Here is a 25,838-nt window from a genome sequence, read left to right on the forward strand (position 1 = left end):
GCGCCGAGCGTTCTGTGGCTCACCGCCGAACACGCTGGGTCAGCTTGGCCTCGTGAAGGTGACAACGGGGGTCTGCCGGCAGGCGTCGACAGAGACTTCGGCGGTCACGCCGTAGACGTCTTCGATGAGCTCAGGAGTGAGCACCTCGGTCGGAGTGCCTGCGGCGACCACGGCTCCGTCGCGCAGAACGACGAGGACGTCGCAGTACATGGCCGCGAGGTTGAGGTCGTGGATGGCGATGATGGTCGTGACCGGCAGCGCGCGTATGAGTTCCAGCAGCTCCAGCTGGTGCCGGATATCGAGGTGGTTGGTCGGCTCGTCGAGGAGCAGTTCGTGGGGCTCCTGGGCGAGGGCGCGGGCGATCTGGGCGCGCTGGCGCTCTCCGCCCGAGAGGGTGTGCCAGAAGCGGTTGGCCTGCTCGAGCAGCCCGACATGGGCGAGGGCACGGTCGACCGCGTGGGCGTCAGCGGCAGTGTCTCCTCCGAGTCCTGAGCGGTGCGGGATCCGTCCGAGGCGCGCGATGTCGCGCACGGTGATGTCCACGTCAGTGTCCGCATGCTGGGTCACCGACGCCACGGACCGGGCGATATGACGACGCCCGACGGTGCTGATGTCGACGCCGTCGAGGGTCACGAGGCCAGCGCTTGGTTTCACGAACCCGTGCAGCACTCGGAGCAACGACGATTTGCCGGACCCGTTCGGTCCGAGCAGGCCGACGGTCTGGCCCGGCTTGGGGTGCAGGCTGACGCCGTCCACGACGAGCACTCCGCCTCGGCTCCACGAGACGTTCTCCGCGTTGATCGTCACGTGCGCTTCCTCTTCCGGGCGAGGAGTGCGATGAAGACGGGCACCCCGACGAGAGCCGTGCCGACACCGACGGGCAGCGGGGTGGGCGAGAACGCGACTCGCGATCCGGCGTCGACCCAGACCATGAAGATCGCTCCGATGATCGCGGTCGCGGGGATGAGGCGTGAGTGTCGCGGGCCGACGAGCAGCCGGGCGGCGTGCGGCAGCACGAGGCCGACGAAACCGATGGCTCCCGCGACGCTGACCAGCGTGGCGGTGATGAGGGCGGTCGCGATGAGGAGGATGGCTCGAGTACGCGCGACGTGGATACCGAGGGACGCAGCGACGTCTGGGCCGAACGCGAAGGCGTCGAGGGCGTGGGCGTACCTCGCGCAGAGCACGGTCCCGGCGCCGACGACGACGACGCAGAGCACGACGTCATCCCACCTCACCCCTTCCAGGGAGCCCAGCATCCAGAACATGACGCCCCTCGTCTCGTCGGAATCCGCGAAGGCGAAGATGATCAGCGACGTCAAGGCGGAGAACAGCTGCGTGCTCGCGACCCCCGCGAGGACAACTCTGTCGGTCCCGCCGCCGGAGAGCTGAGAGAGCAGGAGGACAAGCCCGAACGCGACAAGTGCGCCGATGAAGGCGCCACCGGAGAGCCCGATCGCGGCACCGCCGAGCCCGAGGACACCGATTGCGACGGCACCCGTCGATGCACCGGATGAGATGCCGAGGATGAAGGGATCGGCGAGCGGGTTGCGCAGGAGCGACTGCATGACCACGCCGCAGAGCCCGAGGCCGACTCCGCACGCGGCGGCCACGAAGGCGCGCGGGAGTCGCTCCTCCCAGACGATCGCGTCCTTCGACAGCTTCACCGGGATGTCGGTCAGGCCGAGGTGGTTCGTGACGATGTCACGGACGTTGACGGGCAGGATATCCGCCGGCCCGAGCGTGATCGCAGCCCCGACCGACACGAGCAGCAGAAGCAGACCGGCAAGCACCAGGGCGCACGCGATCAGCACGCGTCGCGGCCGGGGCGCGCGGGGAGATTCGGGGCTCACGCGTTCAACGGAACGCTGGCCCGTGGCGGAGCTCAGAGTTCCTCCCCGTGCTCGTCCCACCACGCCTTGATCTTCTCGAGGCCGTCGACGAAGCGTATGGACGGGTTGAGTTCCGCCCCGTGCAAGTCGATGTAGCGCTTGTTCTGCACGGCATCCATCGTCTTGGTCAGCGGGTCGGATTCCAGGAACGCGACCTTCTCGTCCAGGCGGTCGCCAGGGAAACGGTCTCGCTGCAGGTCGCCCAGGATGAGCACCTGCGGGTTCCGATCGACGATGTCCTCCCAGGTCGTCGCGGGCCAGTCGTCGTCGAGGTCCGCGAAGACATTCGTGAGCCCCGTGGACGATCCGAGCATGGCGGCAGAACCCAGGCCACCCGCGACGTAGGGCGTCTTGGTGTCTGCGAACCAGTACGCGGCTGTCGCGCCGTCGAAGTCGACGCCCTCGGTTGCCGCTGCCGCGCGCGTCTGCAGATCGCTCACGAGCTCGGCCGCGCGATCCGAGACGTCGAAGATCTCACCGAGCTCCGTGATCTCCGCGTACAGCGCATCGACCTCGAGCGGCGTCGTCCGAGTCCCTCCGCCGTTGATACTGGTCCCGTTGTCGCAGTCCGTCGGCGAGAGGTAGCTGTCGACGCCCGTCTCAGCGAATCGTTCGCGCGAGGTGACCCCGCCTTCAGCGAAGTGCCGGCCGAAGGAGGCGGTCACGAAGTCCGGGTCCGCGCCGAGAACAACCTCGTAGGTGGGGGCGTTGTCGGCCAGCCTCGGGACGGCGGCGTTGGCGTCAGCCAGCGACTCGAGGACCGGGTCGGTCCAGGATGCCGTGCCGACCATGCGGTCCTGGAGCCCGAGCGACAGGAGGATCTCCGTCGAGTTCTGGTCGAGCGAGACGACCCTTTCCGGGGCCGCGTCGATCGTCACCTGCGTTCCGCAGTTGTCGAGTGTCAGCGGGTACTGCGTCGCCCCATCTCCCGCACTCGCAGCCGAGTTGGTCTCAACCGCCTCCGACGCTCCGCATCCGGAGAGCCCGAGGACCACTGCGGCGGTGAGGACGAGGCTGAAGGTGGCGCGCTGACGCACATGGGCTCCCTGGATCGAGTCGAGTCTGCCGACTGGCTCGCTAAGGATAGCCTTACCTGCGCGCTCGGGCGCGCGTCGGGCGCGCCAGGGAAGAGCGCGGAGGTCCGAGAACGCGGCGATGCGCTTGAGCTGCAGACAACCCGGACAGCGACGGGCACACGCGTTCATCACTCAGGGATGATCGGAGCTCCGAGACGCTCTTCGACCTGCTGCCAGACACTTCGACCGAGTTCAGAGCTGAGGCTTGTCGGCACCGGGGTCGTGAGGATCGGCGCACCGGTGGCTCCCGTCCGGGGGCCGAAGTAAGCGGCAGCTGGGAGCATGGGTGTCGTCATCGCGGCGATCGCCGGCTGCGCAGCCGCATCCTTGCCCTGCACCACCCTCGAGAACACTGGCGCAACGGCCGCCGCGAGCGTGCGGACGAGCGCGGAGCGCTGATGCAGTGGGGGCCGGTCCGGCGTCAACGCGTCGATCGCGGAACCGGGGTGACTGACGACCGATCTCACGCGAGAACCACTCGCGACGAGACGTCGGTCGAGCTCGAATCCGACGATCTCCGCGGCATGCTTCGACATCGCGTAGGCGGCGCGAGGACGATACGCGGACGGAGCGAGCCAGCCGTCCGCATCGAACGGGATCTTCTTCGTGAGGAAACTGCCTGTGCTGATGACCCGCGCCTCAGTCGCGTGCGTGAGCGCAGGAAAGCTCAACCTCAGGAACTCGAGGTGCGCGAGGACGTTGACTCCGACCGTGGACTCGACCCCGAACGGACCTTCGCTGTAGGTGGGGTGAGCGGCGATGACGCCGGCGTTCATCACGAGACCGTGGACCGGCGGACCCGCGCCGATGCGCGACCCGGCCCCGCGAACGGATTCGAGGTCCGCGAGGTCGAGTTCGAGGTGGCGGTGGCGGGTGGGTTCCGCGAGGAGCGCGATGGCGCTCTGCGCTTTCTCCGCGGAGCGGGCCGCGACGATGATCTGCGCACCGAGGCGAGCGAGCCCTTCCGCGACGAAGAAGCCGATGCCGCTGGTTGCGCCGGTGACGATGATCGACTGTCCATCGAGTCGTGGTGTGTCCATTGATCAGGCTTTCCGTTCAGGCGCGGGGGCGCGGGGCTGTTGCGTTCGCGGGGAAGCCAAGCGGCAGCCGCACGTCGACCGCCCACTTCCTTCAAGTTCTGAAGTGACTGTAGCAGAAGCTTCAAGTCTTGTAGCAAGTGCTAGGGTGTGCGCATGGGAGACGAACGCGCACAGAAGCTCTCTGAGGCCCTCTTCGCCGCATACGACGTCGTCGCGCGCACCAACGACGCGCTCGAGCCGGCACTTGCAGAGTTCGGACTCACCGCAGTCACCGCTCACCTGCTCTGGGTGATCGACCCCGACGCGCCCGCACCGTCGATGCGCACGGCCGCCGAACGAACGCACTGCACCCCGCAGAACGTGACCTTCATGTGCCACCAGCTCGAGGCCAAGGGTCTCGTCACTCGAAAGCCGTCCCCCACCGACCTCCGACAGCGCGTCATCGAGCTCACCCCTGAGGGCCGTGCAGCTCGCGACGCGATCGTCGAGCTCGCCTCGACCAGCTCGCCGTTCGCCAACATCGACGAGTCCGACCTCGCGCGAATCACCGAGCTCCTCGGAAGCGCACCGTCGCGCCTGGCCTGAACACCCTCGGGCACGCGGATACCCCCTCTCCTACTGACTCCCGATGAGTCGAGCTGAGCCCCGCCTGGCGTGCCCACAGCGCACGACTCAGCCCCCGACTTGGCAGTCAGGGGCTGAGTTCAGTGCGCGTGGAGTTGGGCGATCGACTACCCGTCGAGCTCCGCAACCGCGAGGCCGTAGGTGACGTTCGCGGCGTTGTTGACGCCCGCGTAGATGAAGCCGAACGGGTTCTCTCCGCCGGTGATGGCGTTGTACACGCCGTCTACGCTGAACGCGCCCGTGGTCGGGTTGATCGGCACGAGAAGGCCGGCGTCGCGGCGCAGATCCACGCGCCCCTCGCTGACATCGGAGAAGCTGAGGATGACCTCGGCCGGGAGCGCACCGCGATTGACGGTGACGACGCCGGTGAGCGTCGGGAAGATCGTGACCCCGTCGACCTCGCTGCCCCGGTACTGGTTGGGGGAGAAGTTGATGGTGCCGGTCGTCTCTCCGGGTGCGGTGCGCGGGGCGATGACCTCCACCGTCACCGATACCGACGTGCCGCCGGTGATCGAAGCGGAGACGGTGCCCGTGAATTCCTGGCCCGAGCTCGCCCCGGCATAGAAGCCGCTCACGTTGACCGTGACTTCGAACTCGCCCGTCTCGGAATCGACGGCGGCGCTCGATGGGCCCGTGATCGGCGAGGAGTACGCCAGCTGCACGGTCTGCGGACGGGACCCCGCCTCGGTCGTGGCCGCGAACCCGCGCAGCGAGATCGTGGATTCACCATCAGAGACGACCGCCCCATCAGGACCCAGCGTGAGGGGCTCTGGGGCCGGCGCGGTCGAGGCGACCGCGAGGGGCGCGGCGAGTGCTGCACTGACAGTCGGCAACACCCAGGCGGCGGTGGTGACGACGGCCCGACGACTCGGTCCTGAAGATGGCTGGGAACTCATGAACATCCTTCGAATGGGGGAATCGCGGAAAGGTCGGCAACACGCAGAGAGGCCCAACCGCTTCAAGCAGAGTACCCGCGAGGCATGAACGAGCGGCGAAACCCGGTGGCGGCTTGACCCGGGTGGCCGCCTCGGAGTATGGGCCCCAGCTGCACCCCCCCTGTACAACTGGGATCCCAGTTGTACACTAGGCCCATGAAGACGCCACTGCCTCCCACCGCGACCGAGGTGGCCTACCAGCAGCTGCTCGCGTGGCTGCGCGACGGCACATTCCCGCAAGGCAGCATGCTGAGCGAGAACGACCTGTCGAAGCGCTTGGCGGTCAGTCGGACTCCGGTGCGAGGTGCCCTCCGTCGCCTGGAGTCAGATGGACTGGTGACGATCTTCCCGCAGCGTGGGGCGCTGGTCCGCACCCTCACGGCCGAGGAAGCGAGAGCCGTCGCGGACGCGAGGCAGGTACTGGAGTCTGCCGCCTTGGATTCCCTGTCCGTCGAGGCACGGCAGCGGTTGTGCATCCGACTCGAGGAGTCCATCCAGGATCAGCTGACCGAGCTCGAGCAGGGCAGCTACGAACGCGTCGTGCAGCTCACGATCGACTTCCACCGCATCTTCGTCGAGGCAGGGGGGAACCCGATCCTGTTGGAGTTCTACGACAAGCTCCGACAGCGTCAGGCGGCGATGACGCTCCGAACCTACGACGACGTCGCTGGCCGGTGGTCGGAGTTCATCGCGGAGCACCGACGCCTCGTCGAGCACGTGCGCACCGGGGATCGAGGCGCGTTCCTCGCCGAGCTCCGCTCGCACATCCATCACACGCACGGGTCCCTCATGGGATCTCTGTGACCCACATCACCGAACCAACGCGCACCCGCGGAAAGGCATGACCATGACGCTCCCCTCCCCACTGGACACGCTCAGGTCCGTTGCCGTCGCACCCATGGCCGGCGGCCCGAGCAGCCCTGGCCTCGTCATCGCCGCGGCCCGCGCAGGACACTTCGCGCAGCTCGCCGGCGGGTACAAGACCGCGGCGGCGCTGAACGCGCAGATCGCCGAGGTGACCGAGGCCGGGGTGTCGGCATTCGGCGTCAATCTCTTCGTCCCCAACCCCCACCCCATCGACGAGGCGGGATACGTCGCGTACTGGGAGAGCATCCGCGAGCACGCGTCGACGCACGATGATGCCGCGACCATGGCCGCCAGGCTGGAAGACGACGACGAGTGGTCGGAGAAGCTGGATGCGGTCATCCTCAGCCGGACGCCGGTGGTGAGCTTCACGTTCGGGCTGCCCTCGGCGGTTACGTTTCGGAGGCTGCAGGCGGCAGGGGTTCTCACGATCCAGACGGTGACCTCCGTCGATGAGGCCCGACAGGCCGCGGCAGCCGGCGCCGACGCCCTCACCGTTCAGGGGCACGACGCCGGCGGACACAGCGGTGTGTGGAATCCCGACACCTTCCCTGAGAACATCGCGCTCGCGACGCTCATCGAGCGCGTCCGGACGGTCACGGACCTGCCCCTGATCGCGTCGGGTGGGATCACGCGTCGCGATCAGGTGCTCGAGCTCCTCGGCGCAGGCGCTGACATGGTCGCGGTCGGCACCGCGGTGCTTCGGTCAGAGGAGAGCGGAGCGTCTGCAGTGCACAAGGCCGCGCTCGCAGATGAGCAGTACACCGAGACGGCCTTCACGCGGGCCTTCACGGGTCGTCCCGCACGTGCGCTCGTCAACGCCTTCGTCGCGAGCCACGTGGATGCCCCGGTCGGGTACCCAGCGCTGCATCACCTGACCCGGACCATGCGAGCGAAAGCCACGGCCGCGGGCGACAGCACGCTCGTCAACCTCTGGGCAGGACAGGGCTGGCGAGAGGCGAAAGAGGGCCCCATCGCCGCGATCCTCGATGCTCTGGAACCGTGAGGCTGTCGGGGTCCTTTTGCACCGACGGACATCGTCGCGCCTGCGTGGTGGCGCTCAGACCCTCGGACGAGCTCCCGATTCGCACATCGACGTTCGAGAGGTGGCTCACGCGAGGATGGACCGAGCAGCCTCCTCGCCCATGCGTATCGCGCCTTCGATATGCGTGAACCCAAGTCCGGCGATGTCGGAGCTCGCGAAGCGGATCCTCCCGACTGCGGCCTTGGACGCCTCGCCGTATCGCACGGTGCCACCGACGTCGAAACTTGCCCCGTACGCGCCTCGCGTGTAGCGCTCGTTGACCCAATCGCTCTCGAAATACGTTCGTGGATGCAGGGCGGCGTCACCGAAGTACGCAGCGAACGACCCGAGAACGGCACTGCGTCGTGCCTCCTCGGAGAGGCCGTAGAGACGATCGGCCACCCGGTCCGAGACGAACCCGACGAGCGTGCCACCACGGTCGCCGGGCACCGTGTTGTCGTACGCCTCGTGCACGTCCTGGTAAGGACTGAAGGCCGTGCCGGAAAGACCGTTGTTGCGCCAGAACGGCTCGTCGTACCAAGCCTGCACTTTGATCACCTGACCGCTGGAAAGGTGCTGATATGCCTGCTGCTTGATCGGCGGGAGGGCAGGCTCGAAGTCGATCCGCGAGATGAGCTGCGGTGGAACGGCGACGATCACGTCCGAGGCCAGGAAATCGGCATCGTCCGTGCGCACGAGAATGCGATCGCCGGAGTGCGCGATGGTGCGAACATCCGTACTGAGCCGCATCGCATGCTCGCCGACCCTCTTGGCGAGGGCGAGTGGCACCTGGTGCATGCCACCGCTGACTCGACGATCGAGAATGAAGTCGGGGTCCACGAGATCATCGAATCCGCCAGCACTCGCGCACATGACGAGGGCCTGGAGCATCGAGAAGGCATCGGCCGGTTTGGTGAGCATGGCCCCGGCGATGAAGAGCGCGACGTTGTCAACCGCCTCGTCATCAGTGGAACGGGCGCGGAGCCAACCGTCCAAGGTCACCGAGTCCAGTTCGGCAGCCCGAGGATGCAGCCACGGTGTCGATGGGTCGATCTCGAGCGACAATGTCTGCAGCTCGGCCATGAGTCGCTCTGCCTCAGCGACGGTTGCCGGGGGCATCGGGAACATCTCGCCGACGTAGGTGCGCACGACGCCATCGGGCCCGATGTAGACGTTCTCCCCCGTCCTGTAGCGCTGGAACGTCTGCAGGCCCAACTCCTCGATGACCGCGATCAACCTCGTCTGGTCTGGCGCGATCCACTGCCCGCCGACCTCGACGAGCGTCTCGCCGTGGTGCTCCGACTTCACCCGCCCGCCGACACGATCCCGCGCCTCGAGCACGAGCACGGAGCGCCCGGCGTCCTGCAGCATCCGAGCCGCAGACAACCCGGCCATGCCTGCGCCGATGATGACCACGTCCGCGTCTTGGGTCCGATCAGTGCGGCCAGTCTCAGTTCTCGTCATCTCGCATCTCCTCGTCTCCGGCGCTCGGCGCCGTTTCCATCGAACCCGGACCGTACGACCCGGAACAGACTGCTGTCACGGGTGACCGCGCCGCGAATGAACCCTCCGTGGCTGCGCGCCGTGTCGCGGAGGAAGTGCACGACCTCCTCGGTGATCTCCTCGCCCGGCAGGACGTTCGGGATGCCGGGCGGGTAGGCCGCGAGCGTGTCCGAGGACACCCGCCCCACCGCCAGCGCGGCCGGCACCAGCTCACTCGGAGCGAGGAATGCGGCTCGGGGCGTGAGCACGCTCCGGCCTGCCGGCGGCAGCGTCCGCTGCAGCACACTTGGCGGCGTGGCCGCGTCGGTGAGACCCTCCCCTGCGATCCTGGCCGCCTCCTCGAGACTCGACACGATCCTTTCGACATCGGGTTCGGCCCCCGCCCCGAGCAAGGCGATCACGGCATGCGAGGTCGCGGCTTCGAAGTAGACGCCGAGGCTGTTCGCGCAGATCTCCTTGAGCTCGTACCCGGAGATGCCGAGGGCTGAGACGTCGATGGGCACGTGCAGCGGATCCATCGCCACGATGTCGGGGAACTGGCTGAAGCTGTCCTCGACGAGCGTCAGCGCGCTGCTCGCACGCACTGCCGCACGCAGCGCATCCGCCGAGCGCACCGACCTGGCGATGGCCTCGGCCCCCGTGCTCAGGTGGTGGCGAGCGATGTCGAGGGACGCCAGCAGCCACGTGTTCTCGCTCGTGGACTGCTCGAGGTTGAAGGTGCGCTCGACAAGCGGTTCGAGCAGGTCTGCGAACGGTCCCTCCGCCAAATGCAGCATCGCCGATTGTGTGAGGCTCTGGCCGAGCTTGTGCGTGCTGGAGACAACCAGATCGGCGCCTTGACGCAACGGGTTCTCCGGAACGAGCGGGCTGAAGCCGAAGTGTGCACCCCAGGCCGCATCCACCACAAGGGGAAGCCCGTGCCGGTGAGCGACGGACGCGAGCCCCTCGACATCGGCTACTGCCCCGAAATAGCTCGGGCTGATGATGTAGACCCCGGCCACGTCGTCACCGGCCGCCGCGCTCGCTGCGATCACGTCCTCCAGGTCGGCCGGGGAGACGCCGTGCGCGATGCCGCGCTGCACGTCGATCCCTGGGAGCACGAAGCGCGGCGAGAGGCCCGAGAGGATGAGACCGTCGACGAAGGAGCTGTGCGAGCTGCGCTGGGAGATCATTCCGGATGCCAGGCAGCCGAGGGCGAGCGCGGCAACGCGGTTGCCCTGCGAGGCGCCGTTTGTGAGGAACCAGACCCGGCGGGCTCCCCATGCGTCCGCAGCGAGTGCTTTCGCGCGATCCAGGGGGTTGTCATCGCCCTTGTCGAGCCCGGTGAGGAGTGGCGTCCAGTCTTTCGCGAACGGGCGATCGGACATGAACCGGTCGAGGCGCTCTGGCACGGCACCGGCCTGAGCGCTGTGACCGGGCACGATCACTCGGACGAGATCTCGCTGCGCGAACGCGTCGAGCGCGTCCGCATACGGGGTCCGATCCTGGCTGTGCACATCTGAGGATGCTGCGGAGTCTTTGGTCATCGTTCAGTACCTCCAGCGGACCCGCGCCGCCACATCGTCGCCGTCGAGGTCGCGGTGGACCTCCCAGTCACGAGCACGTACCACGCGGTAGGAGTCGAAGAGCTCGGGCCCGAGCAGGTCACGGAAGAACGTGCTCGCGGAGTAGCGTTCGAGTGCGTTCCCGAGGTCGGTGGGGAAGCGCTCCACCCCCAGGCGCGTCCGTTCGGCATCAGAGAGTTCGGCAGGATCTGCGCGGACGGCGGGCGGCAGCGGCGTGCGCCTCCGGACGCCCTCAGTAGCCGCCCCGATCAAAGCGGCCACTGCCAGGTAGTGGTTGGCGGCGGGGTCAGCGCACTTCACTTCGATGTTCGACTGCTCGGCACCGTACCCCGCGAAGCCACCCATGTACCGGACCGCCGCTTCGCGGTTGCTCGGCCCCCAGCAGGCGTATGCCCCTGCCCAGTGGTGGGGTTTCAGTCGCTCGAAGCTCAGCGTGGATCCTCCGAGCAGCACCAGGCCGTCGACGAGGTTGCTGACGATCCCGCCGACCATGTGCTCCGCGTCCTCCGCCATGCCTGACTCGCGCTCGGGATCGAAGAAGATGTTCGACCCGCTGGCCGACGCCGACAGGTGGATGTGGCATCCGTTCGATACGCCGCCAAGCACGGCAACGGGGGCGAAGGAGACCAGGAACCCGTGTCGAAGGGCAACGCGGGTCACGATCATGCGGGCGAGGACGTAGTCGTCGACAGCACGCACCGGGGCGCGCGGCGCTAGGGACAGCTCAATCTGCCCGGACTCGTACTCGGGGTGCAGCTGCTCGACGGGGACACCGGCGACACGGAGGGCGTCGAGCAGCTCAAGGTGCCAGGCCTCGAGCTCCAGGAACGGCAGGGTGCCGTACCCCGGTCCCGAGTGGGCGAGTTCGGGCGCATCCTTCGTGCCCCGGAAGAGGGTGAACTCCAGCTCCATGCCGACGAGGAACTCGTAGTCGGAGTCATTCGCGATGCGATTGAGGGCCGAACGCTGACAGGTGGGGTGGGGCATGCCGTCCAGGGCGAAGAGGTCGCTTGGCGCCCACGCGAGGCCGAGCTCTTCGTCGATCCAGGCCAGGGCGCTCGAGTCGGGAATGCCACGCAGGTCGCCGATGGTGGGATCGATCGCCGTGGTCGAGGTAGCGAAATCGTCAACCGCCAGGAGCATGCCCACGCTCAAGGAGATCGTCGATCCCTTCGTGAGAGCCGAGGGCACCCGGTCTTGCGGGATGACCTTGAGCCGGCTGATTCCGGCGTTGTCGATGTGCGAGATCATCAGCGCACGGATGTCCCGGATGTCGACGTTCTGCGGTGCGTCAGGCATGGAGCTCCTTCTGGTCGAACATGAGCTGGGGGTTGTTTCGCACGACGGCGAAGTAAGCGCGGAGCATCATCCGCGCCAGCACCTCGACGAGGTCGTCATCTGGTGCAAACGCCGGATTGTGCAGTCCGGGCGAGTCGGCGTGGCCATCACCGACGCCGACGAAGATCATGAGCGAGGGGAAGAGCTCGCAGTAGAACGCGAAGTCATCTGACCCACACGATCGGAAGGGTTCCGCCTGCACGGCACCGTCGTCCTCGAGTGCGGCAGCGATGGCTGCCGTCAGCTCCGGATCGTTGTGCAGCACGGGCTCGCCCTGGCTGAAGACCACTTCGGCCTCGCATCCGTACGCCCCCGCGACTGAACGCGCGACTTGGCCGAGCTCGGCTTGGAGGAACCTCCGGTCGCCCTCGTGATAGCTGCGCACCGTTCCGCCGAGCGTTGCTTCGCCGGGGATCTGATTGTTGGAGTCGCCGGCGCGGAGACGGCCGATCGTCACGACCGCGGGCGTCATCGGATCGATTCGCCGGGAAACCAGCTGCTGGACCGCTTGGACGATGGCCGCGGCCGCCACGATCGGATCGTTGCCACGGTGCGGATAGGCGCCGTGGGCGGCCCGGCCCGTGATCCGGACCTCGAAGTCGTCTGCCGACGCGTTCACCGGGCCAGGAATCGACGAGATGTGCCCGCTCGGGAGCGCCGGCTGAAGGTGAAGGCCGAGCATGGCCTGGATCTCGTTGCTTCTGAACTCATCGCTGGCGACGAAGTCACGGGCGCCAGACGGCATCACCTCTTCGCGCGGCTGGTAGGCGGCGACGAACCCGATCGGGATCTCAAGCTCGCTGAGCGTCATCACTGCCGCCGCGAGCGCGGCCGCATGCACATCGTGGCCGCACAGGTGCGCAGCACCTGGGCGCTCGGACGACCACGCTCGACCGCTCTTCTCCTGGATCGGCAGGGCATCGAGCTCCGCACGGACCGCCACGGAGGGCCCGCTCGCGGGGCCGACCCGGACGTACATCCCCTCCGCGACCGGCACGCCCGTGACACCGAGTGCAGCTTCGATGAGGGACCGAGTCTCCGTCTCTTCCCCGCCGAGCCGCGGGCTGCGGTGAATACTGTGGCGCAGTCCGATCGCCGCCGGGATGTGGCCGGCGAGGTGTCGGCTCGCTTCGCGCTCGAGCGCGTCGAGTTCCGCGATCCTCACGCGTGGTCCTCGATTCCGTAGAGGCGCTCGGCGTTGCCGGACGCGATCAGGCCCGCGATGCGGCGCGCTTCCTCGGCGGTCGTCCAGTCGTCGGCGATCCAGCTGTCGAGGAGTCGCCCCAGCTGCGTTCGCCACGACAGGCTGCTGATGAGGTACTGCTCGGCGAGGCCGTAGGCGTCCGAAGAGAACAGGATCTTCGTGAATGGAGCGACCTCCATCATGTGTCCGATCGCCACGCCAGCGCTTGGTCCGAGGTAGTGGGTGACGGCTCCGACGTCGCAGTACACATGCGGGAAGATCTGGGACAGGATCCCGGCCTCCCGGATGAACGGGTAGCAGTGCAGGAGGGTGAATGCGGCGCCGGACTCGACGGTTGCCGCGAAGAACCTGGTCGCCCGTGACGGGTCGGCTCGGAACAGCTGTATGTCGCTGTCTCCGTACCCCGTGTGCAACTGGATCGGCTTGCCGAACGGGATCGCCGCCCACAGCAGGTGGCGCAAGATGACGGGCTCGGTGAGCCGCCAATCCCCCGTGGCCGAGGCTGCGGAGAACCATCGCCCTGCTGCCTCGACGACCTCAGCGTCGCTCGGCGGCTCGGGCGGGATGTCGAATCCGAACCGGTAGACGATGATCGATTTGAAGCCGATCGCGCGCTCGGCGGCCTCGGTGAGTGCGGTGAGGAAGTCGCTGGCGAACGTTGCCGCGGTGCTCGCGGGGGCAATGTGCTCTGCAATGCGCTCGAGTCGCACGATCTCATGGGCAGGAAGCCCGGTGATCTCCGCCATGGTCGATGGCGAGGCCACCGGCGATGCTTCGAACCCCGTGTCGATGAGCAGGCGTGAGATCCCTGAGGCGCCCATCAGACGGCGATGCACCTCGTCGGCTCCGAGCTCTGCGCGCCGGTCGAGATAGGCGTCGATTTCGGTGTGGCGCGGGAGGTCGAGCAGCGGCGCGCAGCGGGAGCGGATCGCGAGGCCGATTGGAGAGTCGAGTGTCTCTTGCGGTGTGGGGGCCAGGTGATCGGACTCCGTCGCGAGGAGGCGGAACTCTTCGCCCGTCAGCGAGGTTGGAACCAAGCCGTGGCAATGGTGATCCAGCAGCGACAGTGAATCGGTCACGCTCATGTGAATCCCTTCGAAGTTTCGTCGTTGCCGACATGAGATCGAGGCGATATTTCCGGTATGCACGTTCCGAACAACCCCGTTCGAGGCACACTATCTCAGATCCAAGCAGAACGTAACCAGAATTTCACATCATTATCTATTGACCCTTTCTGGAATGTGAGTATCGTGAATCCAACGCATTCCAGACCGCTCGGGCAACGGTGTCCGAGACCACAACTGCAGGGAGTCCCCCATGAGTTCCAAACGCGTCCAAGTGCCTTCTCGTCGGGCAGCAGCACTGGCGGCAGTGGCGGCTGTGACCCTGACCATGTCCGCATGTGCACCCCCGAGTGGTGGGTCCTCCGGAGACGGGGAGGGTGACGTTGTCCTGGGCCTGCTTGCACCGCTCACCGGCGGCTCGGCCGCCGACGGCGAGCTCATGGAGCAAGGGGCGCGTCTCGCCGTCGACGAGTTGAACGCGGCGGGCGGCATCGATGGGCGGACAGTGACGCTCGAGGTCGCCGACGTCAAGGATCAGAGCGCCGACGCGGTGGCCTCAGCGGTCAACTCCCTGACGGCCAACCCCGACGTGGCAGCGGTCCTGACCGGGTACGCCAGCACCACCAACTTCGAGATCGACCTCATGGCCGAAGCGGGCATGCCCTACATCATCGGCGGAGGCAGCGACCAGACAGCGGCGATCATCTCCGCGGACCCAGAGGCCTACCCGACAGTGTGGTCGCTCACCCCCTCGTACGCCGGGTACGGCACCGACTTCCCTGCCAAGGTCGCAGCGTGGGACGAAGACGGCTCCTTCCCACTTCGCAACGAGACCGTATACATCATCTCCAGCGACAATCCCTACTCGAACGGAATCGCCTCCGGGCTGAGTGAGACGTTCGAGAGCGACGGCTGGAACGTCATCGGCCCCGACACCGTTCCGTTCGGCGAAGTCAACGACTGGACGACGCAGATCACCAAGATCAAAGAAGCCGATCCTTCGGTCATCGTCAACACCGACTACCAGACCGCGAACGCCGCGAGCTTCCTCAGCCAATTCGTCGCCAACCCGACCGACTCCCTGGTGTTCTCGCAGTATGCGCCGAGCGTGCCCGAGTTCATCGATCTGGCAGGCTCCGCAGCGAACGGCGTGCTCTACAACCTGCCGATCTCCCCGTTGAAGACCACGCCGGAAGGCGAGGCGGCGATCGCGGCTTTCGATGAGGCCTACGGCACCGACCCTGGCCTCTACGGAATCATGCTCTACGAATCCGTCCGCCTGTGGGCGGATGCCGCCGAGGCCGCCGGTGACCCCACCAACCGAGAGGCGGTCGGCGCCGCGATCGGCGATCTCGACGTCGTGACCTCACTCGGTCGAGTGCATTTCGACCCGGCGACGCATCTCACCGTGGCGGGCGACGACGGAATCCCGATGATCTACTTCCAGATCCAGGATGAGCAGCGAGTCAGCATCGCACCGGACGAAGCCGCCGAGACCTCCTTCACCGTGCCGCCATGGATGCAGTGACCCCCCGGCCCGGCCCCGTGCTGTCCGTGCGCAACGCCAGCCGGGTGTTCGGCGGCTTCACCGCAGTGCGCGACGTCTCCTTCGATGTAGCCGAGGGCGAGATCCTCGGCATCGCGGGCCCCAACGGCGCGGGCAAGTCGACGCTCTTCAATCTGATCTCCGGCGTACCGTTCGGACCGTCGTCGGGTGAGATCTGGTTCGACGGGGCGCGGATCGACCGACTCCGTGCCCCGAAGATCGCGCGACGCGGCCTGCGTCGCACGTTCCAGAGCGAGCAGCTGTTCACGACGCTCACAGTCGGGGACAACGTGTCAGTCTCCGCCGCATACCTCGGCACCGGTATGACCCGTGCGGCCCGGCAGGAGTCCATCGACATCGCCATCGACGCCGTCGGTATCGGTGCATACCGTGACCTGCCATCCGGCGAGGTGCCGTTGTTGGTGAAGAAGAAGCTCATGATCGCCTCGGCCCTGGTCGCGCAGCCGCGGCTCCTGATGCTCGATGAACCAGCGGGCGGGCTGGACGCGGAAGACCAGGCAGAGCTCGTCGAGCTCCTCAGCTCGCTCAACAGCCAGGGCCTGACGCTGCTCATCATCGAGCACGTCCTGAGCCTCCTCCGCGAGCTGGCGGGTCGGATGGTCGTGATGGCTGCCGGTTCTTCGCTGAGCGAGGGGACTCCCGAACAGGCGCTCAGCGACCCCGCCGTCGTCGAGGCCTACCTGGGAGGCGCGCATGAGTGAGCATCCACTGCTCGAGATCTCGGGGCTCCGAGCGGGGTACGGCCGGGCGACCGTGCTCCGGGGCGTCGACGTCACCGTGCAACGAGGAGAGGCGATCGCTCTCCTCGGCCCGAACGGCCACGGCAAGACCACCATGCTCAACACCGTCTCCGGGCTCATCCGCCCGATGGCGGGAGCCATCCGATTCCAGGACGAGGACATCGTGCGCCGCGACCCGACGGAGATCTTCCGCCGCGGACTCGTCCACATCCCTCAGGGCAGCCTGCTGTTCCCGCGCCTGACCGTGCAAGAGAATGTGCTGCTCGGTTCGCGTCGCCCCGAGGCCCGTGCCCACCGGAGCGAGACGCTCGAGCTCGTGCAGGCCCTGTTCCCGAAACTGCAGCAGCGCCGCGACCAGCTCGTCGGCACACTGTCCGGCGGTGAACGGCAGATGGTCGCGATCGCAATGGGTCTGATGGCGAGGCCGGAATTGCTGGTCCTCGACGAGCCCACGCTCGGACTCGCACCCAAGGTGCGGGGCGAGATCCTAGCAGCCCTCAAACAGGTACAGCGCACAGGACTCACGCTCCTGGTCGCAGACGGAGACATCGATTTCCTCTTCGAGCTCACCGACCGTTGGTATCTCATCGAACTCGGCCGCGTGGTCGGAAGTGGCAGCGCAGACCAGCGCCCCTCACAACAGGAGGTCATGGACATGTACGTTGGCGGGACCCATCCCACAGCCAGCTCGACTCCGGCAGGCAACAATGGCTGACGCACTCATCGCCATCCTCGTCTCCGCCGTCGTGCTCGGCTCGCTCTACGCTCTTCTGGCGAGCGGATTGTCGATCGTCTGGTCCACCCTCGGCGTATTCAACTACGCCCAGGGCGGGATCCTGATCGCGGCCGGATATCTCATCTGGACCCTCGCCGGTCCGCTTGGGGTCCCCGTGCTTCTGGCCTTCATCCTCGCCGTCCCGCTGGTGGCCCTTCTCGGCGTCGTGCTCGAACTGGTGGCGGTCCGTCCACTCGTGCACCGCGCCAACGGCACCCTGCTGGTGATGGTGTCGACGCTCGCCGTCGCGAGTGCCATGGGTGGCGCCATGCAGCTCATCTGGGGCCCGACGAACCGCCAGCTTCCCGCAGTCTCAACGGAGACGGTGTCCATCGGAGGGACCCAGGTCGCAGTGACAAGTCTGCTCGCCCTCGCGCTCGCCCTCGCTCTCGTGATCGGGCTCATCCAACTGCTGAACCGCACCGAGTGGGGCGCGGGCATCCGCGCCGTGGCGCAGAATCGCGACATGGCGCTGCTGATGGGGATCAAACCGTCTCGGGTATACGCGACGGTCTTCGGCATCGCGGCCGTCCTGGCATGCGCTGCAGCGCTCATCTACGGAACGACGTCCACCCTCACACCCACGAAGGGCTTCGAGCCGCTTCTGACTGCTTTTGTGGTGCTCGTGTTCGGCGGCTCCGCGACACTCTGGGGAACGCTCCTCGGCGCGTTCGTGATCGGCCTGCTCGAGGCGGCCACCTCGTTCGCGCTCGGCCTGCAGTGGAGTCCGGTCATCGTGTTCGTGGTGCTGGTCGCGGTCCTCCTGATCCGACCCCAGGGCTTGGTCAAAGGACGGACGGCATGAAACATCTCCTCTTCCGCTTCGGCGTCTACGCCGCCCTGCTGGCCGCGGCGTTCTTCACGCCGTACGTGATCGTGTCCGGCCCCGCGCGGCTTCTGGCCATCACTGCCTTGCTCTACGCTCTGCTGGCGACCAGCTGGAACCTGACGGTCGGGTTCGGTGGCATCTTCAACTTCGCGCACGTGGGCTTCTTCGGCCTCGGCGGCTACGCCATGGCAGTCTCGACGGTGTCGTGGGAATGGAATCCGTGGTGGGGCCTCCTGTTCGGCGGGCTCACGGGAGCGGCCGCCGCCGCCGTGGCCTTCCTCCCGGCGCTGCGGATGCGCGGCATCTACGTGGCACTGGTGACCTTCATCTTCGTGCAGTTGTGCTTCTACCTGGTGCTCGCCGTCCCCGGGCTGACCGGCGGCTCCAACGGGCTCCCCGGTGTGCCAGGGCTCGCGCTCGGCGACTTCCGCCTCTCGGATGCCGGCGGACTCGGCTATCTGTGGCTCACGGCGTTCGCTGTCGTCGCTCTGGTGATCGTGCTGCACCACGTCATCCGATCGCCCTTCGGGCAGAGCCTCATCGCGCTGCGCGACAACGAGCAGCTGGCGATCAGCCGCGGCATCAACCGCATCCGACAGCAACTGCTCTCCTTCGTGCTGAGCGGGTCGATCGCGGGCATCGCCGGTGCGCTGTACGTCTCGTTCTTCCGAGTCGCCGACACCACCCTCTTCAGCTTCGGCTTCGTGACCCTCGGCCTGAGCATGATCTTCCTCGGAGGTACCGGACACATCTGGGGACCGGTCCTCGGCGCGATCGTGGTCACGTTCGTCGACCGCTCCCTCACCGGCCTCGGTGCCTGGCAGCTGATCATCATCGGTGCGGGAACCGTACTCGTGATGATCTTCCTCCCGAAGGGGCTGGCCGGCCTCGTCGACACCTCCGTCCGCGCAGTCGCCCGCCAGGTGCGCCGACGGAGACCACCCTCCGCCCCGCAAACCATCCCATCGGCTCCAACCGTCACCTCACCAGGAAGCAGGATCGACCATGCCCGCATCTGACGCACCCCTCATGCCCGAGCCCGCGCTCGCACTCCGCGAACGGGTGCTCGCTGCCGTCGACGCGCTGACCCCGCGGATGATCGAATCGGTGGCTGCCGCCGTGCGCATCCCCAGCATCAACCCGAAGTACCCAGGGCAGGTCTACGACGACCATGTGGGACGCGAGAGCGAGGTCAGTGCGCTCGTCGCCGAGATCTACCGTGAGGCGGGAGCCGAGGTGGAGATGATCTCGGTCGAAGCGCAGCGGGACAACGCCTGCGCCCGTCTCGTCGGGTCCGGTGGCGGACGCTCGCTGCTGCTCAACGGGCACGTTGACGTGGTCCCGGCAAACGCTGAGAAGTGGAGCGAGGACCCATTTTCCGGACGGATCACGGACACGGCCGTCCACGGCCGCGGCACGACTGACAACAAGGCCGGCGTCGTGGCCGCCGCGTATGCAGCCCTCGCACTTGCCAAGGCCGGTGTGACGTTGCAGGGCGACCTCGTGCTCCAGGCCGTTGTCGGTGAGGAGGTGGGCGATCACGAGGCGGGCACCACCGCGGCAGTGAACGCGGGATACACGGCGGATGCGGCGATCGTCGTGGAGCCGTCTCATTTCGATGATGGGGATCCCAACTACGCCATGTCGACCCCGGGCGGCCTGGTGTTCCGCGTCACATTGCAGGGGAAGACGGCGCATTCGAGCCTGCGGGGCATGACCGTCCACCCGACGCTGCGCGGCGAGGCGCTCGGCGTCAACACCATCGACAAGTACTGGGTCGTCTACTCCGCGCTCCGCGAGCTCGAGAACCGCTGGGCGCTCACCGATCGGCACCCCGACTTCGTCCCCGGCTATTTCAATCTCCTCCCCGGCGTCCTCGAGGCGCACCCGGTGGGCTTCCGGGTGCCATTCGCCCACCCGGACGAGCTGGTCGTCGAATACTGCGTGGCCCACCACCCCGACCGCACCAATGCCGAAGTGGTCGCCGAGGTAGAGGCCGTGATCACGGCCGCATGTGCAAACGACTCTTGGCTCGCGGCCAACCCTCCCCAGATTGAGTGGACGCTGCTGTGGCCGCCATACAACGCTCCTGAGGACCTCGACGTGGTGCCGGCGCTGCGCGCTGCGCACAGCGACGCTCTCGGCGCGTTCGACGGTTCACGCCCGGCGCTGCGCGAGGGATTCATGGGCCTGTGCGACGCGACCTGGCTGCAGGAGGCTGGCATCCCCGGTGTGATCTACGGGCCGGGGGCCGCCACCACCGCCCACGCCGAAGGCGAGTACGTGCCGATCCACCAGATCATCACGGCGGCCAAGACCTACGCGCTGACGGCTGTGCGGTACTGCGGCGTGGCCTGAGCGAACGGCGGCTGCGGCTTACGCCAGGGGTGCTCGAGTGGCACCCCTGGCGCGCATGGCCTCGAGCTGCTCGAGCCGCGCTCGCCCCTCATCGCCGATCCGGTCGGTGACCGCCGCGATGAGGCTCTCCACGAGTGCGAGGGCCGGCACCAGGCTGTCGAAGGGTGACGGTGCCTCGACCCGCACTGGCAGAACGACCCTGGCCAGGTCGGCGACGGGTGAGAGCCACCGATCCGTGAGCAGCACCACCTCTGCTCCCCGGTCTGCCAGGCGCTGGGCGAACCTCACCGTCTCGATGTCGTAGCGGCGATAGTCGAAGACCACGATCACGTCGGTGCGTGACGAATCGTTGACGAGCCCGAGCCGGCCGATCTCGTCATCGGGAACCACCTCGACTCCTGGTCGGATCATCTGCAGGTGCGAGCACAGGTACTTGGCGAGGATCCAGCTGAAGCGGCCACCCATCAGGTGCACTCGGCGTCGCGGATCCGCGAGCAGGGAGACGGCGCGGTAGAACTCGCTTTCCGGCAGCTCGGCGAACGATTCGTTGATCCCCTGGTTGTACAGGTTCGCCGCATAGCCGAGGAACTGCGAGGACTCGACCCGCCTATCCGCGCGGTCATACTGCTCGAGCGGTGATCCGAGGTGCTCGTGGACCTCCCGAGCCAGCCGTCGCTGGAAAGCCGGATACCCCGAGAACCCAAGCCGAGAGATGAACCGCACGACCGTCGGCGGCGAGACGTTTGCTCGCTTCGCCAGCTCCGCCATGCGTTCGAGCCCGGCAATCGGGTAATTCGCGAGGAGCGTGCGGGCGACCTTGCGCTCGCTCGCCGAGAACCGATCCAGGGCGTCGCGGATGAGCTCCTCGATCGCCGGTTCGGACACGTCACTGCCTTCTGTCACCGGATACCCCCCTCGTGTAACGCACGTTACGAGGCGAGCCTACCGCCGTTTCTTTCGGGTCGAGCTTTCGACGCCGTCTTCCTCGTCAGACCGCCCAGCGAGCTTCTCCTGCCGCGGCGGACGATCCCGGCTAAGAGCGCCTCTCCCCTGCAGATTCGTCGTAGTCCGTGGCTGCCAGCCCCTCGAAGACTCGTCTCCCCCGGAATCGAGGCAGCGCGCGCTCGTGACAACGGCCCTCAGATCGATGAATCGTCGCCGGATGCACGCGAGCCGACCCCGCGATCGCCGGCCTGCAGCGCCAACTCGAGCACCTGCCGTGCCACCAGCTCCGGCTCGGATGCCGTGACGACGTGGCCCGACTGCTCCGCCCGCACGTGCACCGCCCCCGGATGCGCGGCGACCGTCTCGAGGTGCGCCGCGATCAGCGGGCCGCGCGTGCGGTCCGCCGGCGTCTCCTTCATGCCCGAGATCACCCGCATGGGCAGGTCGCCGAGCCGCGGCGGGCGCGACCGCAACCCGGCGAGCTCGCTCCCCACGAGGCGCTGCTCGGCGGCGGCGGCCCGGGCCGCGGCCGGGTTCGTCGACGCATCCAGCGCCTGTGCCGCCGCGATCGGATCCATCCCATCGACGAGGCTCCGCAGCTGCACACGCAGCAGGCCGAGTCGGGCGGTCGGCTCCAGCACCGCGGCCGAGAACGCGAAGAGGCGCCGCGTCGAAGGCCGGAAATACAGGGCCGCGTGCTCGTCGCTCTGGTCGACCAGCACAACCCCATCCGTCGGCGCACCGGCCGCAAGGCGACGTGCTGCCAAGCGCCGCACGATGGGCCCACCCCAACTGTGGCCGACGAGCACCAGCCGAGAGGGCTCCTGCGCGTTCACCACCGCGTCGAGGTCATCCGCGAGCCGCTCCAACGTGCGCGGGGCGGGATCCGGTGTGCTCTCCCCATACCCGGCACGCTCGTAGGCGACGACCCGCACGCGCTCCGCGAGCATCCGGTGCACAAGCCCCCAGTACAGGCCGCTCGCACCGAGGCCCGCCTCGAGCATGACCACCGCGCCAGCATCGAGAGGCCCGCTCGCGAAGGTGCGCAGGCGACGACCGTCGGGGGTGGTCACGAAGGCGGCGGAGTCGATCATCCCGGCATGCTCTCACGCTCCGACAACCACTCGCCAGGCACCGGCGGCAGCCTCCGGTGCGAGGATGGCCCCAATGGATATCGAATTTTCGGCCATCGAGGGCGGCACCGTCGAGCTGCACGACGCCCGCCGGAAGCTGCGCAGGCGCGTCGAGCTGGAGCCGTTCGAGATCGGCGTCTACGCCGTCACCCAGTCGCAGCTCGGCGAGCTCCTCGGCGAAGCCACCGACGACGGGACCAGCCACCCCGAACGGCCCGCGACCGACGTCAGCTGGCTGCGCGCCATCCGCTTCTGCAACGCCGCCTCCGAATGGGAAGGGCTCGACCCCGCCTACTCGTACGACGGAGAGCAGGTCACGTGGCACGTCGACTCGGACGGCATCCGCCTCCCCACCGAATCGGAGTGGGAGTTCGCGTGCCGCGCCGGGTCGACCGCAGCCCAATACGGGCCGCTCGCCGACGTCGCCTGGACGAGCCTCGACGGCGTCACCAGCCCGCAGCCCGTCGGCGGCAAGCACCCCAACCTCAACGGCCTCTTCGACACCCTCGGCAACACGTGGGAATGGTGCTGGGACCACCTCGACCCGGCCCGCTACGACGACTACCGCGTGTTCAGGGGCGGCGGCTACGCCGACGACACGTGGAGCGTCCGCGCCTCCGTTCGCCGCGGCGGTGCGCCCCGCATGCACCACGAGGATGTCGGGTTCCGCGTCGCGCGCGGCGGGTTCGACGCCGTGGACGCGGCCCAGGGCTGGTCAGCGGCAGCCGATCGCGAGCGCGCGACGTTGGAGGGGCCCACCCCGTTCGGGTGGACCCCTCAGAGCTGACCGGCGCCAGCCGCCATCCTCAAGCTGAGGTGACCGTTCGGCTCGGACAGCGAGCCGTCAGACCGCGAACTGGATGACGCCCGTGACGATGAGCGTCAGCAGGGTCGTCCACAGGATGATCGCGGCCGCCTGCCACACCAGCACGCGCCCCTTCGAGATGCCGCTTCCCGCGAGCGCGGCGGCCGTGAAGTGCGTCGGGAGCAGCAGCGGGCCGAGGAGGCTCACACCGGCGACCCCGTAGCGATTGAAGGCACGCTGGAACTTCTCGCGGCTCGCGGTCTTAGGCTTCGCGTCCGCCGGCGACTTCGCGAAGCGTGCCCGGATGGCAGCACCCAGGTACACGACCAGCGCTACCGCGATGAAGTTCCCGACGGCGCCCGCCACCGCGGCGATGACCGGGTTGATGCCGCCGATGATGCCGATCGTGGCCGCCCCCTCCCCCTCGATGAAGGGAACCGCGCCAGCCAGCGCCACGATGAGCGGCTGGAGCCACTCGGGCAGCTGCGCCATCAGGTTCTGGAAGCCGAGGATGAGCTCTGCGATGGGGTTCATGGTGTGGCCTTTCGAAGCTGAGATCTGGGCTACCGCGTCGGAGTACCGCGGTGATGACTCCATTCCAGTCGGGATGCTCGCGCAGCGGCAGTGTCACCGCGTCACCACTCCTCGTGAGGATGCGCGTGCCGGTTCGTGACATATGTCACGGGTCGCGCGTCCCCCGCTGGCCTACCGTGGAGGGATGAGCACTCCACGCATCGGCGAGATCGCGCTTGCCCGCGGCGTGACCGCCACCTGGTGGTACACGGTGGTGGGGGTCGTCTCCTTCGTCGCGTTCACGGGCATGTTCTGGGTCTTGTGGGCCTGGGCGTCGCCGGCGCTCGACGCGCCCTGGCGGCTCCCCGTCGCGATCGCCGGCGGGGCCGCCTGGATCGCGTCCAGCGTCTTCCTGCTCCTCGACTACCGACCGAGCGTGCATGCCACCCGTGACGGCGAACGGCACCCGCGGTCGCCGCTCAACATGACCGGGTTCGCGCTCGCCGCGCTGGGCGCGCTGCTGCTCGGAGTCGGCACGTCGTCCGTGCTCGCTGCAGTCGGGGTTCTCGGGTTCGTCCTGGCTGTCCGGCCGTGGACACCCGGCGTGCGGTGGCGGGTCGTCGTCGGCGCGACGGTGCTCGTCACCGCGCTTGTCTTCGTGGAGGCGTCCAGCTTCACGAGGCAGGGCATTCCCTCCAACGCGTTCTCGGCACCCGCGTTCTTCATCATGATGCTCCCCACCATGACCGCCTTCTCCCTCTGGTGGTGGGAGATCATCCTCGAACTCGACCGGGCCCGCGCCGCCGAGAGCCAGCTCGCCGCGACCCGTGAGCGTCTTCGTCTCGCCAACGACGTCCACGACCTGCAGGGCCACCACCTGCAGGTGATCGCGCTGCAGCTCGAGCTCGCCGAGCGGCTCCTCACGAAGGACCCGGCGGCGGCGGCAGAGCAGATCCGCGCCGCCCAGGGCGCCGTCGACGAGGCGCGCGCCGGCACCCGGGCGCTCGCGACGAGCTTCCGAGGCGTGCCCCTGCCCGACGAGCTCGAGAACGCGGCCGACCTGCTGCGCGCCGCCGGCCACGACGTGCGGATGCACGTGGGACCGGGCACCGCATCCGCCCCAGTCGCTGTACTCGGACCGATCGTGCGCGAGAGCGTCACCAACGTGCTCAAGCACGGCGACGGCGCCCGCGCCCGTATCGAGCTCAGCCGCGACGGCGACACGTGGCTCTACCGGATGGTGAACGACGCCGCCGACCGTACAGAAAGCGCCGAGGCCGACATCGCCTGGGGCAGCGGCCTCACGGGCATGGGCGAGCGCCTCGAGTCGAGCGGCGGTGAAGTCGAAGCCTGGAACGACGGCACGAGCTTCACCGTGCAGGTGCGACTGCCCATCGCCGCCCAGCACGCTGCGGCGAGCACGGAGGGACACGCATGATCCGGGTCCTGCTCGCCGACGACGAGGACATGATCCGCACGGCGCTCGCCTCGCTGCTACGCCTCGAGGACGACCTCGAGGTGATCGCCGAGTGCAGCACCGGCACGGCCGCCGTCGAGGAGGCCCTGCGCCTCAAGCCCGACATCTGCCTGCTCGACCTCGAGATGCCCGGCCTCGACGGTGTCGAAGTCGCCGAGCGCCTGCAGGAGCTGCCCGAGGTGCGGTGCATCGTCGTCACGAGGCACGCGAGGCCCGGGGTGCTGCGTCGGGCGCTCTCCGCGGGGGTGGAGGGGTTCATCCCGAAGTCCCGCCGCGCCGAGGAGGTGGCCGACATCATCCGACGCGTCGCCGCTGGCCGACGCTACGTCGACCCGGAGATCGCCGCGGATGCGCTCGCCGACGAACGCAGCCCCCTCACCGACCGAGAGCTCGACGTGCTGCGGGCCGGGCAGCGGGGCGAGACGATCGCGGAGATCGCCCGCACCCTGCACCTCTCCCCCGGCACCGTCCGCAACCACGTGTCATCGGCGCTCGGGAAGCTCGCCGTGTCGACCCGGCAGCAGGCGACCGTCGTGGCCCGCGAGCGCGGCTGGATCTAGCGCGGCG

Annotated in this window: 24 protein-coding genes and 1 pseudogene; 12 read left to right on the forward strand and 13 right to left on the reverse strand. The window is 67.9% G+C overall.

What is annotated here, in order from left to right; genetic code table 11:
- Positions 1 to 39: 39 nt before the first annotated feature.
- The 4 genes from GV007_RS03195 to GV007_RS03210 form a co-directional block, all read right to left on the reverse strand.
- Positions 40 to 807 carry an ABC transporter ATP-binding protein gene (locus GV007_RS03195; RefSeq protein ID WP_160070965.1) on the reverse strand — a complete coding sequence of 256 codons (768 nt, stop codon included), beginning with the start codon at positions 805 to 807 and terminating at the stop codon, positions 40 to 42.
- The gene (locus GV007_RS03200; protein WP_228502646.1) at positions 804 to 1,811 is read right to left on the reverse strand and encodes an iron chelate uptake ABC transporter family permease subunit; all 1,008 of its coding nucleotides are present in this window, start codon (positions 1,809 to 1,811) and stop codon (positions 804 to 806) included. The genes GV007_RS03195 and GV007_RS03200 overlap by 4 nt, the downstream gene beginning before the upstream one ends.
- A gap of 74 nt (positions 1,812 to 1,885) precedes the next feature.
- A complete protein-coding gene (locus GV007_RS03205; protein WP_236558275.1) occupies positions 1,886 to 2,929 on the reverse strand; it encodes an ABC transporter substrate-binding protein in 1,044 nt (347 codons plus the stop codon).
- Between the two features lie 167 nt (positions 2,930 to 3,096).
- Positions 3,097 to 4,008 (reverse strand): SDR family NAD(P)-dependent oxidoreductase, encoded by a 912-nt coding sequence (locus GV007_RS03210; protein WP_160070967.1) that lies wholly within the window; start codon positions 4,006 to 4,008, stop codon positions 3,097 to 3,099.
- A gap of 153 nt (positions 4,009 to 4,161) precedes the next feature.
- On the opposite strand from GV007_RS03210, the gene GV007_RS03215 reads away from it, so the two are divergent.
- Positions 4,162 to 4,593, forward strand: coding sequence for a MarR family winged helix-turn-helix transcriptional regulator (locus GV007_RS03215; protein ID WP_104300286.1), 432 nt, complete (start codon positions 4,162 to 4,164; stop codon positions 4,591 to 4,593).
- A 146-nt stretch (positions 4,594 to 4,739) separates the two neighbouring features.
- Here the strand turns inward: GV007_RS03215 and GV007_RS03220 are convergent, their stop codons facing one another.
- A complete protein-coding gene (locus GV007_RS03220) occupies positions 4,740 to 5,528 on the reverse strand; it encodes a hypothetical protein (protein ID WP_160070968.1) in 789 nt (262 codons plus the stop codon).
- Positions 5,529 to 5,723: 195 nt separating this feature from the next.
- Here GV007_RS03220 and GV007_RS03225 point away from each other — a divergent pair, with 195 nt between their 5' ends.
- Together GV007_RS03225 and GV007_RS03230 are read left to right on the forward strand one after the other, a co-directional pair.
- Positions 5,724 to 6,371 (forward strand): GntR family transcriptional regulator, encoded by a 648-nt coding sequence (locus GV007_RS03225; RefSeq protein WP_160070969.1) that lies wholly within the window; start codon positions 5,724 to 5,726, stop codon positions 6,369 to 6,371.
- Between the two features lie 43 nt (positions 6,372 to 6,414).
- The gene (locus tag GV007_RS03230) at positions 6,415 to 7,437 is read left to right on the forward strand and encodes an NAD(P)H-dependent flavin oxidoreductase (RefSeq protein WP_160070970.1); all 1,023 of its coding nucleotides are present in this window, start codon (positions 6,415 to 6,417) and stop codon (positions 7,435 to 7,437) included.
- Positions 7,438 to 7,542: 105 nt separating this feature from the next.
- Here the strand turns inward: GV007_RS03230 and GV007_RS03235 are convergent, their stop codons facing one another.
- The 5 genes from GV007_RS03235 to GV007_RS03255 are packed head-to-tail and all read right to left on the reverse strand — an operon-like array spanning position 7,543 to position 14,150.
- Positions 7,543 to 8,919 carry a flavin monoamine oxidase family protein gene (locus GV007_RS03235; RefSeq protein ID WP_160070971.1) on the reverse strand — a complete coding sequence of 459 codons (1,377 nt, stop codon included), beginning with the start codon at positions 8,917 to 8,919 and terminating at the stop codon, positions 7,543 to 7,545.
- Positions 8,916 to 10,484, reverse strand: coding sequence for an aminotransferase class I/II-fold pyridoxal phosphate-dependent enzyme (locus tag GV007_RS03240; RefSeq protein WP_160070972.1), 1,569 nt, complete (start codon positions 10,482 to 10,484; stop codon positions 8,916 to 8,918). The genes GV007_RS03235 and GV007_RS03240 overlap by 4 nt, the downstream gene beginning before the upstream one ends.
- A gap of 3 nt (positions 10,485 to 10,487) precedes the next feature.
- Positions 10,488 to 11,822, reverse strand: a complete 1,335-nt coding sequence (locus GV007_RS03245; RefSeq protein ID WP_160070973.1) for a hypothetical protein — start codon at positions 11,820 to 11,822, stop codon at positions 10,488 to 10,490.
- Positions 11,815 to 13,026, reverse strand: coding sequence for a M20 metallopeptidase family protein (locus GV007_RS03250; protein ID WP_160070974.1), 1,212 nt, complete (start codon positions 13,024 to 13,026; stop codon positions 11,815 to 11,817). The genes GV007_RS03245 and GV007_RS03250 overlap by 8 nt, the downstream gene beginning before the upstream one ends.
- The gene (locus GV007_RS03255; RefSeq protein ID WP_160070975.1) at positions 13,023 to 14,150 is read right to left on the reverse strand and encodes an amidohydrolase family protein; all 1,128 of its coding nucleotides are present in this window, start codon (positions 14,148 to 14,150) and stop codon (positions 13,023 to 13,025) included. Before GV007_RS03255 ends, GV007_RS03250 begins: the two co-directional genes overlap by 4 nt.
- 232 nt (positions 14,151 to 14,382) lie before the next feature.
- Between GV007_RS03255 and GV007_RS03260 the strand changes: the two genes are divergently transcribed.
- The 6 genes and pseudogenes from GV007_RS03260 (at position 14,383) to GV007_RS03285 (ending at position 20,398) form a co-directional block, all read left to right on the forward strand.
- Complete coding sequence (locus GV007_RS03260) at positions 14,383 to 15,657, forward strand: ABC transporter substrate-binding protein (RefSeq protein ID WP_160070976.1); 1,275 nt, start codon at positions 14,383 to 14,385, stop codon at positions 15,655 to 15,657.
- Positions 15,645 to 16,397: an ABC transporter ATP-binding protein gene (locus GV007_RS03265; protein ID WP_160071562.1), complete on the forward strand. Its 753-nt coding sequence runs from the start codon at positions 15,645 to 15,647 to the stop codon at positions 16,395 to 16,397. Before GV007_RS03260 ends, GV007_RS03265 begins: the two co-directional genes overlap by 13 nt.
- Positions 16,390 to 16,890, forward strand: a pseudogene (locus tag GV007_RS03270) (ABC transporter ATP-binding protein); the annotation flags it as partial. The gene GV007_RS03265 and the pseudogene GV007_RS03270, both read left to right, overlap by 8 nt.
- Positions 16,891 to 17,143: 253 nt before the next feature.
- A complete protein-coding gene (locus GV007_RS03275) occupies positions 17,144 to 18,016 on the forward strand; it encodes a branched-chain amino acid ABC transporter permease (RefSeq protein ID WP_160070978.1) in 873 nt (290 codons plus the stop codon).
- Positions 18,013 to 19,059: a branched-chain amino acid ABC transporter permease gene (locus GV007_RS03280; protein ID WP_160070979.1), complete on the forward strand. Its 1,047-nt coding sequence runs from the start codon at positions 18,013 to 18,015 to the stop codon at positions 19,057 to 19,059. The genes GV007_RS03275 and GV007_RS03280 overlap by 4 nt, the downstream gene beginning before the upstream one ends.
- The gene (locus GV007_RS03285; RefSeq protein ID WP_160070980.1) at positions 19,046 to 20,398 is read left to right on the forward strand and encodes a M20/M25/M40 family metallo-hydrolase; all 1,353 of its coding nucleotides are present in this window, start codon (positions 19,046 to 19,048) and stop codon (positions 20,396 to 20,398) included. The genes GV007_RS03280 and GV007_RS03285 overlap by 14 nt, the downstream gene beginning before the upstream one ends.
- An 18-nt stretch (positions 20,399 to 20,416) precedes the next feature.
- On the opposite strand, the gene GV007_RS03290 is transcribed toward GV007_RS03285, so the two are convergent.
- Both GV007_RS03290 and GV007_RS03295 read right to left on the reverse strand, forming a co-directional pair.
- Positions 20,417 to 21,283, reverse strand: a complete 867-nt coding sequence (locus GV007_RS03290; RefSeq protein ID WP_160070981.1) for a MurR/RpiR family transcriptional regulator — start codon at positions 21,281 to 21,283, stop codon at positions 20,417 to 20,419.
- Between the two features lie 254 nt (positions 21,284 to 21,537).
- Positions 21,538 to 22,437, reverse strand: a complete 900-nt coding sequence (locus GV007_RS03295; protein ID WP_160070982.1) for an alpha/beta fold hydrolase — start codon at positions 22,435 to 22,437, stop codon at positions 21,538 to 21,540.
- Positions 22,438 to 22,510: 73 nt separating this feature from the next.
- Here GV007_RS03295 and GV007_RS03300 point away from each other — a divergent pair, with 73 nt between their 5' ends.
- On the forward strand, positions 22,511 to 23,263 hold the full coding sequence (locus GV007_RS03300) for a formylglycine-generating enzyme family protein (RefSeq protein WP_160070983.1): 753 nt from the start codon (positions 22,511 to 22,513) through the stop codon (positions 23,261 to 23,263).
- 57 nt (positions 23,264 to 23,320) lie between these two features.
- On the opposite strand, the gene GV007_RS03305 is transcribed toward GV007_RS03300, so the two are convergent.
- A complete protein-coding gene (locus tag GV007_RS03305; protein ID WP_160070984.1) occupies positions 23,321 to 23,815 on the reverse strand; it encodes a small multidrug efflux protein in 495 nt (164 codons plus the stop codon).
- Between the two features lie 184 nt (positions 23,816 to 23,999).
- On the opposite strand from GV007_RS03305, the gene GV007_RS03310 reads away from it, so the two are divergent.
- Together GV007_RS03310 and GV007_RS03315 are read left to right on the forward strand one after the other, a co-directional pair.
- Positions 24,000 to 25,232, forward strand: a complete 1,233-nt coding sequence (locus GV007_RS03310) for a sensor histidine kinase (protein WP_160070985.1) — start codon at positions 24,000 to 24,002, stop codon at positions 25,230 to 25,232.
- Positions 25,229 to 25,831: a response regulator transcription factor gene (locus tag GV007_RS03315; RefSeq protein WP_160070986.1), complete on the forward strand. Its 603-nt coding sequence runs from the start codon at positions 25,229 to 25,231 to the stop codon at positions 25,829 to 25,831. The genes GV007_RS03310 and GV007_RS03315 overlap by 4 nt, the downstream gene beginning before the upstream one ends.
- The last annotated feature ends 7 nt before the right edge of the window (positions 25,832 to 25,838 follow it).

It is taken from the genome of Pseudoclavibacter sp. 8L, assembly GCF_902506465.1.
Classification (GTDB): Bacteria; Actinomycetota; Actinomycetes; order Actinomycetales; family Microbacteriaceae; genus Pseudoclavibacter.

Coding starts and splice junctions, on each gene's coding strand:
- GV007_RS03285 (WP_160070980.1), top strand. CDS start 19,046: ATGCCCGCATCTGACGCACCCCTCATGCCCGAGCCCGCGCTCGCACTC.
- GV007_RS03310 (WP_160070985.1), top strand. CDS start 24,000: ATGAGCACTCCACGCATCGGCGAGATCGCGCTTGCCCGCGGCGTGACC.
- GV007_RS03265 (WP_160071562.1), top strand. CDS start 15,645: ATGGATGCAGTGACCCCCCGGCCCGGCCCCGTGCTGTCCGTGCGCAAC.
- GV007_RS03295 (WP_160070982.1), bottom strand. CDS start 22,437: ATGATCGACTCCGCCGCCTTCGTGACCACCCCCGACGGTCGTCGCCTG.
- GV007_RS03255 (WP_160070975.1), bottom strand. CDS start 14,150: ATGAGCGTGACCGATTCACTGTCGCTGCTGGATCACCATTGCCACGGC.
- GV007_RS03275 (WP_160070978.1), top strand. CDS start 17,144: ATGGCTGACGCACTCATCGCCATCCTCGTCTCCGCCGTCGTGCTCGGC.
- GV007_RS03315 (WP_160070986.1), top strand. CDS start 25,229: ATGATCCGGGTCCTGCTCGCCGACGACGAGGACATGATCCGCACGGCG.
- GV007_RS03300 (WP_160070983.1), top strand. CDS start 22,511: ATGGATATCGAATTTTCGGCCATCGAGGGCGGCACCGTCGAGCTGCAC.
- GV007_RS03240 (WP_160070972.1), bottom strand. CDS start 10,484: ATGACCAAAGACTCCGCAGCATCCTCAGATGTGCACAGCCAGGATCGG.
- GV007_RS03230 (WP_160070970.1), top strand. CDS start 6,415: ATGACGCTCCCCTCCCCACTGGACACGCTCAGGTCCGTTGCCGTCGCA.
- GV007_RS03220 (WP_160070968.1), bottom strand. CDS start 5,528: ATGAGTTCCCAGCCATCTTCAGGACCGAGTCGTCGGGCCGTCGTCACC.
- GV007_RS03260 (WP_160070976.1), top strand. CDS start 14,383: ATGAGTTCCAAACGCGTCCAAGTGCCTTCTCGTCGGGCAGCAGCACTG.
- GV007_RS03280 (WP_160070979.1), top strand. CDS start 18,013: ATGAAACATCTCCTCTTCCGCTTCGGCGTCTACGCCGCCCTGCTGGCC.
- GV007_RS03215 (WP_104300286.1), top strand. CDS start 4,162: ATGGGAGACGAACGCGCACAGAAGCTCTCTGAGGCCCTCTTCGCCGCA.
- GV007_RS03210 (WP_160070967.1), bottom strand. CDS start 4,008: ATGGACACACCACGACTCGATGGACAGTCGATCATCGTCACCGGCGCA.
- GV007_RS03235 (WP_160070971.1), bottom strand. CDS start 8,919: ATGACGAGAACTGAGACTGGCCGCACTGATCGGACCCAAGACGCGGAC.
- GV007_RS03305 (WP_160070984.1), bottom strand. CDS start 23,815: ATGAACCCCATCGCAGAGCTCATCCTCGGCTTCCAGAACCTGATGGCG.
- GV007_RS03245 (WP_160070973.1), bottom strand. CDS start 11,822: ATGCCTGACGCACCGCAGAACGTCGACATCCGGGACATCCGTGCGCTG.
- GV007_RS03225 (WP_160070969.1), top strand. CDS start 5,724: ATGAAGACGCCACTGCCTCCCACCGCGACCGAGGTGGCCTACCAGCAG.